The organism is Streptomyces sp. NPDC032472, from assembly GCF_040636955.1.
Taxonomy (GTDB): Bacteria; Actinomycetota; Actinomycetes; order Streptomycetales; family Streptomycetaceae; genus Streptomyces.
Genome location: NZ_JBEZVK010000016.1, coordinates 124,920 through 140,525, shown reverse-complemented (window position 1 = coordinate 140,525; position 15,606 = coordinate 124,920). Strand labels below are relative to the sequence as shown.

The following is a 15,606-nucleotide window of genomic DNA, read 5'->3' as shown; positions in this document are numbered from 1 at the left end:
GCTCAAGTGCGCGTGAGCTGGAGGTGGGCCGTGCGGTGGTGGTGCTCCGGGAGTTGCGTCGGGGCCCGCGGCGATCGAACGTCGGGGGTTGGGGGTAGGCCGTGTGGCGGTAGTGCCCTGGGGCTCCGCCGGGGCCCGTGGCGGTCGAATGCCGCGCCTGGGCCCCCGCGCCTAGGCCCAGCTCTGCGTGGGGACGTGTCTGGCGATTCCAGCCTCGCCGGCGATTGAGGCGCGGGGTCTGGGGCGGAGCCCCAGAAGCTCAGCCGACTGTCTGGGACCCGCCGGCCGCGCCGACGTCTGGGACGGGGGTCCGGCCATTTCAGCCTCGCCGGCGATTGAGTCGCGGGGTCTGGGCGGAGCCGGGATTCTTGGGGGCCGCCCCAAGCCCCGCGCTTCAAACGTCCGCGAGGCTGAAATGGCCACCCCCCGCTTCGAAACCGAAGGCGGGCCGGAGGGTGGGCGGCACAGCCGGCCCGCGGCCAAACGGTGGGCGGCACGCCGAAGGCGGGGCGGAGGCTGGGCGGGCGGACCGGAAGTGGGCCGTGTGGCAGTGATGCCGCCAGGGGTGGCCGGGGTCGTGGGGATCGGGCGTCGCGTGGGAAGTGGGTCCAGCGGCGGTGATGTTGACCGTCGGGGGCGGGGAGGCGAGGATCGCGGCATGGGTGAAGGGCGTACGGCGGTGCGGCGGAACACGGTTGACGGTCTCGTGCGCGACAGCGCCCTGCGCCACCCGGACCGGCCGGCCGTTCGGTACCGCGACCGGACCTGGACCTACGGCGCCCTCGATGCGGCGGTCTCCACCGGGGCAGCCGTCCTGCGGGAGCGGTACGGGCTGGCCGCCGGCGACCGGGTCGCGGCGTTCGCCCACAACTCCGACGCCTACCTGATCGCCTTCCTGGCCTGCGCGCGGGCCGGCCTCACGCACGTTCCGGTCAACCAGAACCTCACCGGTGAGGACCTCGCGTACATCCTCGACGACTGCGCGGCCGCGCTGGTGCTCGCCGACCCGGACCTGGCCGGCCGGATCCCCGCCGGACACCCCGTCCGGCCGCTGCGCGACGCACCCGGCTCCTTCCTCGGCGAGCTCGCCGCACCGCTGTCCTTCGAGGCGGGCCGCGCCGACCCGGGGGCCGTGGTGCAACTGCTGTACACCTCCGGCACCACCGCCCTCCCCAAGGGCGCGATGATGACGCACACGGCGCTGGTCCACGAGTACGAGAGCGCGATCGAGGCGCTGGACCTGGCCCAGGCGGACCTGCCGGTGCACTCGCTGCCGCTGTACCACTCGGCGCAGATGCACGTCTTCCTGCTGCCCTATCTGGCGGTGGGCGCGCAGAACACGATCCTGGACGCGCCGGTCGCCGAGGAGCTCTTCGCGCTGGTGGAGGCGGGGAGGGCCGACAGCTTCTTCGCCCCGCCCACGGTCTGGATCGCGTTCGCCAACCACCCGGACTTCGGGCGGCGCGACCTCGGCGCGCTGCGCAAGGCGTACTACGGGGCCTCCGTCATGCCGGTGCCGGTCCTGCAGCGGCTGCAGGAGCGGCTGCCCGGGCTGGGGTTCTACAACTGCTTCGGCCAGTCGGAGATCGGGCCGCTGGCCACCGTGCTGGGGCCGACGGAGCACGAGGGGCGGATGGAGTCGTGCGGGCGGCCCGTGCGGCACGTGGAGGCGCGGGTCGTCGACGAGAAGGGCGCGGACGTGCCCGACGGGACGGCCGGCGAGGTGGTGTACCGCTCGCCGCAGCTGTGCCTGGGGTACTGGAACGACCCGGAGGCCACGCGCAAGGCCTTCCGGGACGGCTGGTTCCGCTCCGGGGACCTAGCGGTGCGCGATGCGCAGGGGTACTTCACGGTCGTGGACCGGGTGAAGGACGTCATCAACTCGGGCGGGGTGCTGGTCGCCTCCCGGCAGGTCGAGGACGTGCTGTACACCCATCCGGGCGTGGCGGAGGCGGCGGTGGTGGGGCTGCCCGACGCGCGCTGGATCGAGGCCGTCACCGCCGTGGTGGTGCCGCGCGGGGAGGTGGACGAGGCCGAGCTCCTGGCGTACGCGCGGGAGAAACTGGCCCACTTCAAGGCGCCGAAGCGGGTGCTGTTCGTGGAGGCCCTGCCGCGCAACGCCAGCGGGAAGATCCTCAAGCGGGAGCTGCGCGACCGCTTCGGCCGGGCGACCGGCTGACACGGCCGCCGACGCGGCTGACGCGGTCGGCGCGGTCGGGTGCGGTTGCCGGCGCGGCCGGGCCGCGGGGCCGTCAGCCCTCGAGAAGTTCGGAGTGGCGCAGGCGGCGCAGCGTCAGGTGCTCGTGGACCAGACGGCCGACGAGCGCGCCGCCGTAGACGACGAAGCCGACGCCGACCAGCCAGGACTGGACGACGAGCAGGGTGCCGAAGGGGCCGTACGTGACGGCGTTGGACGCGATCAGCGGGGAGAACACCAGCTGGGAGAAGACCCGCAGGCCGAGCAGGCCCAGGCTGGTGGCCACCGCGCCGGGCAGCAGGGCCCGCCAGCGGACCCGGCCGCCGAGCAGCAGGCGCTGGGAGCCCCAGAAGAACACGCAGGTTCCGACGACGTCCCCGGTGGTGCCCAGGACCGCGCCGATCACGTCGTGCGAAGGGGCTCGGATCCCCACCAGCAGGGCGAGGTAGCACACGAGCAGGGCGAGCCAGACGACGTGCCGCCACATCGTGTGCCAGCGGGCGGTGGGCAGGTCCCAGACCTTCTCGTACCCGGTCTGCACGGCCGAGCCGAAGGTCAGTCCGAAGACGGCCAGGGCCGCGAGGCCGAAGGCGGTGGTCCGCTCCAGCGCCAGGTCGGCCGCCCCGAACAGCATCTCGACGCGGGCCCGTGAGGAGGCCGTGACCCCGAGGGCCTGCCCGAGCCACCGGCCGAAGCCCGAGCCGCTGCCCGGCGCGGCAGCCGCCACCACGACCAGCAGCGGCACCAGGGTCAGGAAGCCGAGCGCGGCGAAGCCCATGGCCCGGTGCATCAGCTCCATCTCGCGTCCCCGGTTCCAGGCGAGTCCGGCCGGAGAGGCCAGGAGCCGGTCGTGGAACTGTCGGAGCTTCGAGGTCACGCCTCATGGACTACCCGGACGGACCCGCCAGGTCTCGGAGGCCGTGCCGAAATCAGCCCGAACGGGCGGTTTCGCCTGCCCCTGCGCGTGTCTGCTCCCGCCGGGCCGTCACCGGGCGCCGCGCAGGTCCACCAGGCGTCTGATCTTTCCCACCGAGCGCTCCAGGGTCTCCGGTTCGACCACCTCGACCGCGACGGAGACCCCGACGCCCTCCTTGACCGCCCGGACCACGGCGGCCGCCGCCGCGTCGCGCTGGTCGGCCGTCGCCTCGCGCCGGGCCTCCACCCGGACGGTCAGGGCGTCCAGCCGGCCCTCGCGGGTCAGGCGCAGCTGGAAGTGCGGGGCCAGGCCGGGGGTGCGCAGCAGGATCTCCTCGATCTGGGTCGGGTACAGGTTCACCCCGCGCAGGATGATCATGTCGTCGCTGCGGCCGGTCACCTTCTCCATGCGCCGGAACGCCGGCCGGGCGGTACCGGGCAGCAGGCGGGTCAGGTCCCGGGTGCGGTAGCGGACGATGGGCATCGCCTCCTTGGTGAGCGAGGTGAACACCAGCTCGCCGGGCTCGCCGTCCGGCAGCACCTCACCGGTCAGCGGATCCACCACCTCCGGGTAGAAGTGGTCCTCCCAGATGTGGAGGCCGTCCTTGGTCGCGGCGAACTCCTGTGCGACGCCCGGCCCCATCACCTCGGACAGGCCGTAGATGTCGACCGCGTCGATGCCGAGGCGGTCCTCGATCTCGCGGCGCATCTCCTCGGTCCACGGCTCCGCGCCGAATATCCCCGTCCGCAGGGAGGTGCCGCGCGGGTCGATGCCCTGGCGCTCCATCTCGTCCAAGAGCGTCAGCATGTACGAGGGGGTCACCATGATGACCTCGGGGCGGAAGTCCTGGATCAGCCGCACCTGGCGGTCGGTCATCCCGCCGGACGCGGGCACGACCGTACAGCCGAGGCGCTCCGCGCCGTAGTGCGCGCCGAGGCCGCCGGTGAACAGGCCGTACCCGTACGCGATGTGCACGATCTGGCCGGGGCGCCCGCCCGCCGCGCGGATCGAGCGCGCGACCACGTCCGCCCAGAGCGCCAGGTCTCCGTCGGTGTAGCCCACGACGGTGGGGCGGCCGGTGGTGCCGCTCGAGGCGTGGACGCGGCGGACCTCCGGGCGCGGGACGGCGAACATCCCGAAGGGGTACTGGTCGCGCAGGTCGGCCTTGGTGGTGAAGGGGAAGCGGGCGAGATCGGCGAGGGAGCGGCAGTCGTCGGGATGCACACCCGCCTTGTCGAAGGCCTGGCGGTAGAACGGCACGCGCTCGTAGACCCGGTGCAGCGTGGCCTGCAGCCGCGTCAGCTGGAGCGCGGCCAGCTCCTCCCGGCCCAGCCGCTCGCCCTCGTCCAGCACATCCCCGTACGCCGCCATGCCGCCACCTCGCCCGTGAGTGAACCGCCGCCAACCGACCGATCATTCGGTAGATTGCCGGAGCCCGGCGGCCAAATCAATGACTCGAACGAGTGATCGCGTGATGGGATGGCTCCATGCCGACCTCCGCCGCGCTCACCGCGTCCCCCGCGTCCCCCGCGTTCACGACGTTCACCGCCCACGACGGCACCCGACTCGCCTGCCACCACCTCAAGGGCGCGGCCGCGGTCGGGGGCGAACCCCTCGTCTGCCTGCCCGGCGGGCCCATGCGGGCCTCCGAGTACCTCGGCGACCTCGGCGGCCTGACCGCCCGCCGCAGGCTGGCCCTGCTCGACCTGCGCGGTACGGGGCGGTCCGAGACGCCGGCCGACGAGGCCACGTACCGGGTCGACCGGCAGGTCGACGACGTCGAGGCGCTGCGCGTGCACCTGGGCCTGGAGCGGATGGACCTGCTGGTCCACTCCGCCTCCGGCAACCTCGCCCTGCTGTACGCGGCCGCGCATCCGGGGCGGTTGCGCCGGCTGGTCATGGTCACGCCGACGGCGTGGGCGGTGGGCCTGAAGCCGGATCCGCAGCGGCGGCTGGCGGACGCCCGGGCGCGGGCGGGCGCCGAGCCGTTCGACACGGCGGTGGCGGCGCTGGAGCGGATTCTGCTCGGAGGCAGCGACGCGGAGGAGGACTGGGAGCTGATGACGCCGCTGGCGTACGGGCGCTGGGACGAGGCGGCGCGGGCCCATGCGGCGGAGAACGGCCGCCAGCAGAACGAGAAGGCGGCCGCCGCCTTCGCCGCGCCCGAAGCCTTGGACCCGGCGGGCATCCGGGCCGCGCTGCGGGGGGTTGCGGCGGAGGTGCTGGTCCTGGCCGGGGAACGGGATGGCAACCCCGGGCCCGAACTGGCCGGCGAGATCGCGGCGTGCTTCCCGCGGGGCACCCTTGCCGTCCAGCCGGACGCGGGCCACTATCCCTGGCTGGACGACCCGGCCTGGTTCTCGGCCCGCGTCGAAACCTTCCTCGCCGCCGCAACCCCGGCGTAGCCCTTCGGTCGACTCCGCGACGCCCCGAACACCCCGCCTCCGCCGGGTACCGTGCTCCGCCCGCCCCGCGCCTCGATCGCCGGCGGGGCTGGAGTTGCCGGGCTCCCGTTCTGGGCGTCGGCGGATGCCGGGATGGCGTGGTCGGGTGTCTGGGGTCGGCGGAAGTCGGTTCGCTGTCAGGGGTGGGGCGGCAACTTCGGCTCTGCCCCCCACATACGAACGGGGTTGGCGATTTCAGCCCCGCCGGCGTTTGAGGCGCGGGTCCGGGCGGAGCCCGGTGCCCGGCGGAGCCGGGTTTCTTGGGGCTCCGCCCCGAACCCCGCGCTTCGAACGCCGGCGGGGCTGGATTGGCCCGGCTCCCGGGCCAGGGGGTGGGGCGGCGGCTTCGGCCCCCCCGATTTCACTCACCCGTCGGCCGGGCCCGATGACGGGTCGGCGGCGGTGGCCACCGACTTGGCCCAGCGGTAGTCCGCCTTGCCGCTGGGGGAGCGTTGGATGGTGGGGGCGATGACCAGCTGGCGCGGGATCTTGTAGCCCGCCAGCCGGGTGCGGCAGTGGGTCTGGATCTCCTCCAGCGTCGGCTCCGGCGCACCCACGCGGACCTGGACCACCGCCGCCACGTGGTTCCCCCACGTCGCATCCGGCACGCCCGCCACCAGGGCGTCGTACACGTCCGGGTGGGACTTCAGCGCCTGCTCGACCTCCTCCGGGTACACCTTCTCGCCGCCCGTGTTGATGCACTGCGAGCCCCGCCCCAGCACGGTGACGATGCCCTCGGCGTCCACCGTGGCCATGTCCCCGAGCAGCACCCACCGCTCCTCGCCTTTGCGGAAGAAGGTCTCGGCGGTCTTCACCGGGTCGTTGTAGTAGCCGAGCGGCACGTGCCCGCGCTGCGCCAGGCGCCCCGGCACCCCGACCGGGACCGGCTCGTGCGTGACCGGGTCCACCACCTGCGTACGGTCGTTGACGACGAGCCGGAAGCCCTTCTCCGGGCCGGCGTCATCGGCGGCCCGCCCGTTCGACCCGGACTCCGAGGACCCGAAGTTGTTCAGCAGCACCACGTTCGGCACGAGCCGCCGGAACTCGGCCTTCACCGAATCCGACATGATCGCCCCGGAGGAGGAGACGCTGAAGAGGGAGGACAGGTCCGTGTCCGCCAAGGGCCCGTTCAGGGCGTCGATCAGCGGCCGCAGCATCGCGTCGCCCACCAGGGAGACGCTCGACACCTTCTCCTTCTCGATGGTCCGCAGCACCTCCTCGGGCACGTACTTGCGGTGGATGACCACCCGCTGCCCGTAGTTGAAGGCGATGAACGAAGTGAGCGTCGACGTGCCGTGCATCAGCGGCGGCGCCGGGAAGAAGGTGAGGCCCGCGCCGCGCGCCACCACCCGCTCGGCCAGCTCCTCGGGCCGCTTGACCGGCTCGCCCGAGGGCTCCCCGCCGAAGAGCCCCGCGAAGAACAGGTCCTCGGCCCGCCACATGACGCCCTTCGGCATGCCGGTCGTGCCGCCGGTGTAAATGATGAACAGGTCGTCGGGGGAGCGGGGCGCGAAGCCCCGCCCGGGCGAGCCCGCCGCCTCGGCGTCCGCGTACGCGACGGGCGCGAGCGCCGGCTCCGGCGCGCCCTCCGGAGCCGCCCCCACCCGCAGGAGGTGGCGCAGCTTCGGCGTCTGCGGCAGGGCGGCCGCCACCCGCGCGGTGAACTCGCCCTCGAAGACCAGGGCGGCGAGGTCGGCGTCGTTGTAGAGGTAGACCAGCTCCTCCTCCACGTACCGGTAGTTGACGTTCACCGGGACCAGGCGGGCCTTCAGGCAGGCCAGCACGGTCTGGAGGTACTCGACCCCGTTGTAGAGGTGCAGGCCCACGTGCTCGCCGGCCTCCAGTCCGCTGCCCAGCAGGTGGTGGGCGATGCGGTTGGCCGCCGCGTCCAGTTGCGCGTAGGTCAGGCGGCGCTCGGCGCCGGTCCCGGGGTGGTCCACGTACACCAGGGCCTCGCGGTCCGGGACCACGTCCACGACCGACTCGAACAGGTCGGCAAGGTTGTACTCCACCGTTCCTCCTCACCCCCGAAAGCTCCCGTGGCGGGCGGCCCGCCGGGCCGTCCGGCGGCCCATTAGAGCGCCGCCCACCCCAACTGGGAAGGGACCGCACCAAGAAATCTGACTGAGTGTCAGAAACCTCTTGTACTGCACCCCACCCTCCTGCAACCTGTTCTAGGTCTTGAGACGGGAGGACGGCAATGGTCGGTACCGAACACCTGACCGTGGAGCGCCACGGGGCCACGATGGTGCTCACCATGAACAGGCCCGAGGCGAAGAACGCGCTCTCGCTGCCGCTGCTGGTGGGCCTGTACGACGGCTGGATGGAGGCCGACGCCGACGACACCGTCCGCTCGGTGGTCCTCACCGGAGCCGGCGGGGACTTCTGCGCGGGGATGGACCTCAAGGCCCTGGCCGGGAAGGGGATCGCGGGCGAGTCCTACCGCGACCGCCTCAAGGCCGACCCCGACCTGCACTGGAAGGCGATGCTCCGCCACCACCGCCCGCGCAAGCCCGTCATCGCGGCCGTCGAGGGGTACTGCGTGGCCGGCGGCACCGAGATCCTCCAGGGCACCGACGTCCGCGTCGCGGGCGAGGGCGCCACCTTCGGGCTGTTCGAGGTCCGGCGCGGCCTGTTCCCGATCGGCGGCTCGACGGTACGGCTGCCGCGGCAGATCCCGCGCACGCACGCCCTGGAGATGCTGCTGACCGGCAGGCCGTACTCCGCCGAGGAGGCCGCCCGCATCGGACTCGTCGGCCATGTCGTCCCCGCAGGAACCGCCCTGGCCAAGGCCCTGGAGATCGCCGAGCAGATCAACGCCTGCGGACCGCTCGCCGTCGAGGCCGTCAAGGCCTCCGTCTACGACACCGCCGAGATGACCGAGCGGGAGGGGCTCGCCGCCGAACTGGTGCGGGGCTGGCCGATCTTCGACACGGCGGACGCGAAGGAGGGCGCGCGCGCCTTCGCCGAGAAGCGGTCCGCGCTGTACCGGCGGGAGTAGCCGCCGCCTGCCCCTCGGGCCCGCCCCGGCCGGTCCCGCCCCGGCCGGTCCCGCCCCGGCCGGTCCCGCCCCGGCCCCCGGCCACGCTCCCCCACCCGCCCCGAGCTTCGGAGAGTCGACCATGACAGCAGCCGCGTCCCCGCCCGAGGTGCTGCGCGCGCCCCTCGTCGTCGAGTTCCCCTTCACCCGGTCCCTCGGCCCGGTCCAGAGCGCCTTCCTCACCGGGCTCCGCGAGCGCGTGGTCCTCGGCGTGCGGACCTCCGACGGCCGGGTGATGGTCCCGCCCGTCGAGTACGACCCCGTCACCGCCGCGGAGATCCGCGACCTAGTCGAGGTCGCCCCCACCGGAACCGTGACCACCTGGGCCTGGAACGACCGGCCGCGCCCCCGCCAGCCCCTCGCCACCCCCTTCGCCTGGGTCCTCGTACGCCTCGACGGCGCCGACACCGCGCTCCTGCACGCCCTCGACGCCCCCGGCCCCGACGCCGTCCGCACCGGCATGCGCGTACGGATCCGCTGGGCCGGGCAGCGCACCGGGGCGATCACCGACATCGCCTGCTTCGAACCCCACGACGGCGACCCCGGCCCCGCCGAGGGTGCCGCACCCGCCCCGCACGACGGCGCCTTCGCCGACCCCGTCACCGGCATCGTCGCCGAGGCCCGCCTCGACTACACCTACAGCCCCGGCCGCGCCCAGACCGCGTACATCAACGCCCTCGCCGAACACCGCACCGTCGGCGAACGCTGCCCCTCCTGCCACAAGGTGTACGTGCCGCCGCGCGGCGCCTGCCCCACCTGCGGCGTCGCCACCACCGACCGGGTGGAGGTCGGGCCCGCCGGCACGGTCACCACGTTCTGCATCGTGAACATCAAGGCGAAGAACCTGGACATCGAAGTGCCCTACGTCTACGCCCACATCGCCCTCGACGGCGCCGACCTCGCCCTGCACGGCCGGATCGCCGGCATCCCGTACGACCAGGTCCGCATGGGCCTGCGCGTCGAACCGGTCTGGACCGAGGGAGCCCGCCACCCCGACCACTACCGCCCCACCGGCGAGCCGGACGCGGACTACGACGCGTACAAGGAGCTCATCTGATGACCCGGCAGGCCCCCCACCCACCGCGCTCGCGGTACGCCCGCGACGTCGCCGTCGTCGCCTTCGCCCAGAGCGACCACCTGCGCCGCACCGACGAGCTCAGCGAAGTCGAGATGCTGATGCCGGTCCTGCACGAGGTGCTGGACCGCACCGGCCTGAAGGCCGGCGAGATCGGCTTCACCTGCTCCGGCTCCAGCGACTACCTCGCAGGGCGGGCCTTCTCCTTCACCATGACCCTCGACGGGGTGGGCGCCTGGCCGCCGATCTCCGAGTCGCACGTCGAGATGGACGGCGCCTGGGCCCTCTACGAAGCCTGGGTCAAGATCCAGACCGGCGAGGCCGACACCGCGCTCGTGTACGCGTACGGCAAGTCCTCGCCCGGCTCCGTACGCGACGTGCTGACCCGGCAGCTCGACCCCTACTACACGGCCCCGCTGTGGCCCGACTCCGTCGCCCTGGCCGCCCTCCAGGCCCAGGCCCTCATCGACGCGGGCCACGCCGACGTGCCCGCACTCGCCGCCGTCGGCGCCCGCAGCCGGGCCGCCGCCCGGGCCAACCCGCACGCCCAGCTCCGCGGCGCCGTCCCCCAGGGCGACTACCAGGTCAGGCCGCTGCGCACCGGTGACTGCCCGCCCGTCGGCGACGGCGCGGCCGCCGTGGTCCTCGCCGCGGACGACACGGCCCGGCGGCTGTGCGCCCGCCCGGCCTGGATCACCGGCATCGACCACCGGATCGAGGCGCACGGCCTCGGCCTGCGCGACCTCACCGACTCCCCCTCCACCCGGCTCGCCGCCGAGCACGCGGGCCTCTTCGGCGGCGCCCCGGTCGACACCGCCGAGCTGCACGCGCCGTTCTCCTCCCAGGAGCTCGTCCTGCGCAGGGCCCTGCGGCTCGGCGACGGCGTGGCCGTCAACCCCTCGGGCGGGGCCCTGGCCGCCAACCCGATGATGACCGCCGGCCTGATCCGGATCGGCGAGGCCGCCGCCCGGATCCACCGCGGGGAGTCCCTCCGGGCCCTCGCACACGCCACCTCAGGCCCCTGCCTCCAGCAGAACCTGGTCGCCGTCCTGGAAGGGGACCGCACATGAGCCGCATGGGCAAGGAGCCCGTGGCCGTCGTCGGGATCGGCCAGACCAAGCACGTCGCCGCCCGCCACGACGTCTCCCTCGCCGGACTCGTCCGTGAGGCGGCCGCCCGTGCCCTCGCCGACGCCGAGCTGGACTGGGCCGACGTCGACGCCGTCGTCATCGGCAAGGCCCCCGACTTCTTCGAGGGCGTGATGATGCCGGAGCTGTACCTGGCCGACGCCCTCGGTGCGACCGGCAAGCCGATGCTGCGCGTGCACACAGCGGGCTCGGTCGGCGGCTCCACGGCGCTGGTCGCCGCCAACCTGGTCGCCGCCCGGGTCCACCGCACCGTGCTGACGCTGGCCTTCGAGAAGCAGTCGGAGTCCAACGCCATGTGGGGGCTGTCGCTGCCCGTCCCCTTCCAGCAGCCCCTGCTGGCGGGGGCCGGCGGGTTCTTCGCCCCGCACGTGCGCGCGTACATCCGGCGCACCGGCGCCCCCGACACGGTCGGCTCGCTCGTCGCGTACAAGGACCGGCGCAACGCGCTGAAGAACCCCTACGCCCACCTGCACGAGCACGGCATCACCCTGGAGAAGGTGCAGGCCTCGCCGATGCTGTGGGACCCCATCCGGTACTCCGAGACCTGCCCCTCCTCCGACGGGGCCTGCGCGATGGTCCTCACCGACCGGGCGGGCGCGGCGCGCGCCCCGAGGCCGCCCGCGTGGGTGCACGGCGGTGCGATGCGCAGCGAGCCGACGCTCTTCGCCGGCAAGGACTTCGTCTCGCCGCAGGCCGGGAAGGACTGCGCGGCCGACGTCTACCGGCAGGCCGGCATCACCGACCCGCGGCGGGAGATCGACGCCGTCGAGATGTACGTGCCGTTCTCCTGGTACGAGCCGATGTGGCTGGAGAACCTCGGCTTCGCGCAGGAGGGCGAAGGCTGGAAGCTCACCGAGGCCGGCGCCACCGAACTCGACGGGGACCTGCCCGTGAACCCCTCCGGCGGCGTGCTGTCCACCAACCCGATCGGCGCCTCCGGCATGATCCGGTTCGCGGAGGCGGCCCTCCAGGTCCGCGGCCGGGCCGGCGAGCACCAGGTCCCGGGGGCGCGACGGGCGCTCGGACACGCGTACGGGGGCGGGGCGCAGTTCTTCGCGATGTGGCTCGTGGGGGCCGGGATGCCGACGTCCTGACCGGACGCGGGGGTTCGGGGCGGGGTGGCCTTGACCTTGCCTCGGCGCGGCTCGGGTGACTTACCGTGGCCTGTGCGACACGGGCCGCGATGGTTACCCTTGGCCCCGGACGACGTACCGGGAGGAGCACGCACGTGGCCGAGAGCATGACTTCGCAGCCGCCGACCGGCTGGGGCAAGCCGGAGCTGGACCTCAGTGAGGCCGACTGGCAGTCGAGCAGCCGGGGGGCGGGCGACGTCCAGATCGCCTTCGTCGAGGGGTTCATCGCGATGCGCAACAGTGAGCGGCCCGAGAGCCCGTCGCTGATCTTCGCGCCCGACGAGTGGCGCAAGTTCGTGCTGAGCGCGCAGGGCGGGGAGTTCGACCTCACCTGAGCCGCCGCCGCCCCTGGGATCCCGGCTCCGCCGGGCACCGGGCTCTGCCCGGGCCAGCGCCTCAATCGCCGGCGGGGCTGGTTTTGCCGGGCCCCGGTTTCGAACCTGGTCCGGGGGCCGGCCGTTTCGGCCTCATCGGCGTTTGAGGTGCGGGGGTTTGGGGTGGCGCCCCTGAGGTCCCGGCTTCGCCGGGTTGCTGGGCTCTGCCCGGGCCAGCGCCTCAAACGCCGGCGGGGCTGGAGCTGCCGGACCTCGGCTTCGAAGGCCGGGAGGCCGACTTGCCGCCGGGTTCGGCTGTCGAGGCGGTTTCGGCAGCAGTGGTTGGTGGGCTGTGAGGGGCAGGGGCCACGGCCGTGCCGGTCCCCCCGGGCCCGTGGAAACGGGGTGCCGGTACGGGCTGAGGAATGGGCGGGAGCGGGCCGATACCAAAGAATCCGATCTTTCCCGGCCAGCACGCCTCCCCCCGCGCGTGCGCGGGCGTACGCTGAACCCCCCGAACAGGCCTGGGGGTACCAGCCATGACGGACCGCCGGACCCGCGGACGGCGCACCATGTTCGAGCGCGAGACGGAACTCGCCACCGCCGAGGAGGCCCTGGACCGGCTGTCCGGTCCCGGCCCCGACGGCCGCCCCGGCACGGGCGGCGGCCTGATCGCCTTCTCCGGCCCCGCCGGACTCGGCAAGACCACCCTCCTCGCCGAGGTCCGCCGCCGCGCCCTCGCCCGCTCGTACACCCTCCTGTCGGCCCGCGGCGGCGAGCAGGAGCAGCGCCAGCCCTTCCACGTCGCCCGCCAGCTCATCCAGCCCCAGCTCGCCGGCCGCACCGAGGCCGAACTGAAGGACACCCTCGGCAGCTGGTACGCCATCGTCGGCCCCGCCCTCGGCCTGTGCGCCGCCGAACAGGGCGCCCCGCCCGACCCCCAGGGCCTGTGCGACGGCCTCGACTGGGTCCTGACCCACCTCGCGGTCCAGCGGGCCCCCGTCGTCCTCGTCCTCGACGACGCCCACTGGGCCGATCCCGAATCCCTCTCCTGGCTCGCCGCCTTCGCCCCGCGCGCCGAACACCTCCCGCTCCTCCTCGCCGTCGCCTACCGGCCCGACGAACTCCCCGCGCACGCCGACGCCTTCCGTACGCTGCCCGGCCGGGCCGGACACCGCCCGCTCGCCCTCGCCCCGCTCACCGCCGAGGCCGTCGCCGGCCTGGTCCGCGACACCGTCGGCGGCCACGCCGAAGACCCCTTCTGCCACGAGGTCTGGGCCGTCACCGCCGGCAACCCCTTCGAGGCCGTCGAACTCACCGCCAAGGTCCGCGAGAAGGGCCTGCCCCCCACCGCGGCCGGCGCCCCGCAGCTGCGCGACCTCGCCGCCGCACAGCGCGGCGCCGGCCTCGTCGCCCGCCTGGAGCGCCTGGGGCCCTCCACCGTCCGCTTCGCCTGGGCCTGCGCGGTCCTCGGCACCGCCATCCCCCGGGACCTCGCCGCCCGTGTCGCCGGGCTCGGTGCCGAGGAGGCCGCTGGCGCCACCGGCCGGCTGCGCGAGGCCCGCATCCTGGCCGCCGCGACCGAAGACCCCGACGCCGGGCTGGAGTTCGTCCACCCGCTCATCGCCACCGCCCTGTACCGGGCCATCCCCGACGCCCTGCGCACCGCCTTCCACGGCCAGGCGGCCGCGGCCGTCGTCGACGCCGGACTCGGCGCCGGAGCGGCCGCCCGCCACCTGCTGGAGACCCACCCCGACAACGACCCCTGGGTGGTGCGCATCCTGCGCGAGGCCGCCGCCGAGAACCTCCGCGCCGGCGCCCCCGACGCCGCCCGCCGCCAGCTCGCCCGCGCCCTGACCGAGCCGCCCGCCTTCGACGAACGGGCCGCCGTCCTGTACGAGCTCGGCTGCGCCTCCCTGCTCACCGAGCCCGCCCACACCGTCAACCACCTGCGGGCCGCCCTCGCCGAACCCGTCGACGACCCGGCCCTGCGCCAGGGCATCGTCATCCGCCTCGCCCAGGTCCTCGCCCACAGCGACCGCCTCGCCGAGGCCTCCCGCACCCTCGCCCGGGAGATCGCCGCCACCGCCGACGTCCGGGCCCGACTGCGCCTGCAGTCGGAGCAGTTCATGTGGGACGCCTTCGACGCCGCCGAAACGGACTCCCCGGCCCGCTCCCGCCGCCTGGCCCGCCTCGCCGACCGGCTCACCGGCCGCGACCTCACCGAGCGGTACATCATCGGCCTGCGCGCCTGGGACGCCTGCCTGCGCGGCGAGCCCGTCGAGACGGCCCTGCACCACGCCGACCGGGCGCTCGGCAACGGCTTCAGCTGGGCGCACGAGGACCGCGGCTTCGAGGTCCCCGTCCTCGCCGCCCTCGTCCACATGTACGCCGACCGGCCGGACCGCGCCGAGGAGCTGTTCGAAGCGGGCACCGCCGAGTTCGAACGGCAGGGGTGGCGCGGAGCCCACCTCTCCTTCGCGTACAGCCTGCGCGCCTACATCCGCTACCGGCGCGGCCGGCTCGCGGACGCCGAGGAGCTGGCCCGCTCCGGCCTCCGGCTCGCCGAGCGCGTCGGGCACCGCACTCCTGTGCACTGGTACGCCATCGCCATCCTCCTCACCACGCTGCTCGCCCGCGGCCGCACCGACGAGGCCTGGGAGCTGGCGCAGGTACACGCGTACGACCGGCCATTCCCGGCCGCGGTGGTCTTCCCCGACTCCCAGACCGTGTACGCCGAACTCCTCCTCGCCAAGGGACGGCCGAAGGAGGCCGCCGCCGAACTGGAGGCCGTGGACCGCAGGCTGAGCCCGCGCGGCATCCAGAACCCCTCCTGGTGCCCCTGGCAGCTGCTCCTCGCGCAGGCCGTGCACGGGGAGGACCCCGAGCGGGCCCGCGCCCTCGCGTCCGACGCCGTGCGCCGCGCCCGCGCCTTCGGGGCGCCTTCCGGCATCGGGCAGGCCCTGCGCGTCGCCGCCCTGGTCGCCGTACCGCAGGACCGGCCGGCCCTGCTGACGGAGGCGGTGGCCCTGCTGTCGGCCTCCCCGGCCGGATACGAGCTGGCGCTCGCCCTCGCCGCCCTCGGCACCGCGCGCGGCGACGCGCAGCTCCTGGCCCGGGCCGCCACCACGGCCCGGGAATGCGGCGCCGACGGCCTCGTACGGGAGATGCAGCTCGCCCTGGCCGCACTCGACGGCCCGGCACCCCGCGACACGGCGGGCGGCCCGGAGCCCGTACGGCGGGCGGACACGCCCACGGCGTACGCCCGCGGCACCACCTGATCGGACCGGCCGGCCGCAGCGGAGGGGTCCGGTCATGGATCACCACCGGCGGCTCGGC

General features: G+C 74.3%; 11 protein-coding genes. 8 read left to right on the top strand and 3 right to left on the bottom strand.

The features are described 5' to 3' along the window. Nucleotides 1-658: 658 nt before the first annotated feature. Complete coding sequence (locus AB0F11_RS13435) at nucleotides 659-2,179, top strand: fatty acyl-CoA synthetase (protein WP_362171883.1); 1,521 nt, start codon at nucleotides 659-661, stop codon at nucleotides 2,177-2,179. A 73-nt stretch (nucleotides 2,180-2,252) separates the two neighbouring features. On the opposite strand, the gene AB0F11_RS13430 is transcribed toward AB0F11_RS13435, so the two are convergent. Both AB0F11_RS13430 and paaK read right to left on the bottom strand, forming a co-directional pair. After that, on the bottom strand, nucleotides 2,253-3,074 hold the full coding sequence (locus tag AB0F11_RS13430; protein WP_362171880.1) for a YhjD/YihY/BrkB family envelope integrity protein: 822 nt from the start codon (nucleotides 3,072-3,074) through the stop codon (nucleotides 2,253-2,255). 108 nt (nucleotides 3,075-3,182) lie between these two features. After that, entirely contained in the window at nucleotides 3,183-4,484 is a 1,302-nt protein-coding gene (gene paaK / locus AB0F11_RS13425) for a phenylacetate--CoA ligase PaaK (protein WP_362171877.1), read from the bottom strand. Between the two features lie 116 nt (nucleotides 4,485-4,600). On the opposite strand from paaK, the gene AB0F11_RS13420 reads away from it, so the two are divergent. Continuing rightward, the gene (locus AB0F11_RS13420) at nucleotides 4,601-5,518 is read left to right on the top strand and encodes an alpha/beta hydrolase (protein ID WP_362171874.1); all 918 of its coding nucleotides are present in this window, start codon (nucleotides 4,601-4,603) and stop codon (nucleotides 5,516-5,518) included. A gap of 404 nt (nucleotides 5,519-5,922) precedes the next feature. On the opposite strand, the gene AB0F11_RS13415 is transcribed toward AB0F11_RS13420, so the two are convergent. Then, complete coding sequence (locus AB0F11_RS13415; RefSeq protein ID WP_362171871.1) at nucleotides 5,923-7,569, bottom strand: acyl-CoA synthetase; 1,647 nt, start codon at nucleotides 7,567-7,569, stop codon at nucleotides 5,923-5,925. Nucleotides 7,570-7,757: 188 nt separating this feature from the next. On the opposite strand from AB0F11_RS13415, the gene AB0F11_RS13410 reads away from it, so the two are divergent. From AB0F11_RS13410 to AB0F11_RS13385, 6 genes are all read left to right on the top strand, one after another. Further along, on the top strand, nucleotides 7,758-8,558 hold the full coding sequence (locus AB0F11_RS13410; RefSeq protein WP_362171869.1) for a crotonase/enoyl-CoA hydratase family protein: 801 nt from the start codon (nucleotides 7,758-7,760) through the stop codon (nucleotides 8,556-8,558). Between the two features lie 121 nt (nucleotides 8,559-8,679). Next, complete coding sequence (locus AB0F11_RS13405) at nucleotides 8,680-9,654, top strand: OB-fold domain-containing protein (RefSeq protein WP_362171866.1); 975 nt, start codon at nucleotides 8,680-8,682, stop codon at nucleotides 9,652-9,654. Next, nucleotides 9,654-10,742: a thiolase domain-containing protein gene (locus AB0F11_RS13400; protein WP_362171863.1), complete on the top strand. Its 1,089-nt coding sequence runs from the start codon at nucleotides 9,654-9,656 to the stop codon at nucleotides 10,740-10,742. Before AB0F11_RS13405 ends, AB0F11_RS13400 begins: the two co-directional genes overlap by 1 nt. 5 nt (nucleotides 10,743-10,747) lie before the next feature. Beyond that, a complete protein-coding gene (locus AB0F11_RS13395; protein ID WP_362171932.1) occupies nucleotides 10,748-11,914 on the top strand; it encodes a thiolase domain-containing protein in 1,167 nt (388 codons plus the stop codon). 134 nt (nucleotides 11,915-12,048) lie between these two features. Next, nucleotides 12,049-12,288, top strand: coding sequence for a DUF397 domain-containing protein (locus AB0F11_RS13390; protein ID WP_362171860.1), 240 nt, complete (start codon nucleotides 12,049-12,051; stop codon nucleotides 12,286-12,288). 518 nt (nucleotides 12,289-12,806) lie between these two features. Next, nucleotides 12,807-15,548: an AAA family ATPase gene (locus tag AB0F11_RS13385; protein WP_362171857.1), complete on the top strand. Its 2,742-nt coding sequence runs from the start codon at nucleotides 12,807-12,809 to the stop codon at nucleotides 15,546-15,548. Nucleotides 15,549-15,606 lie beyond the last annotated feature (58 nt).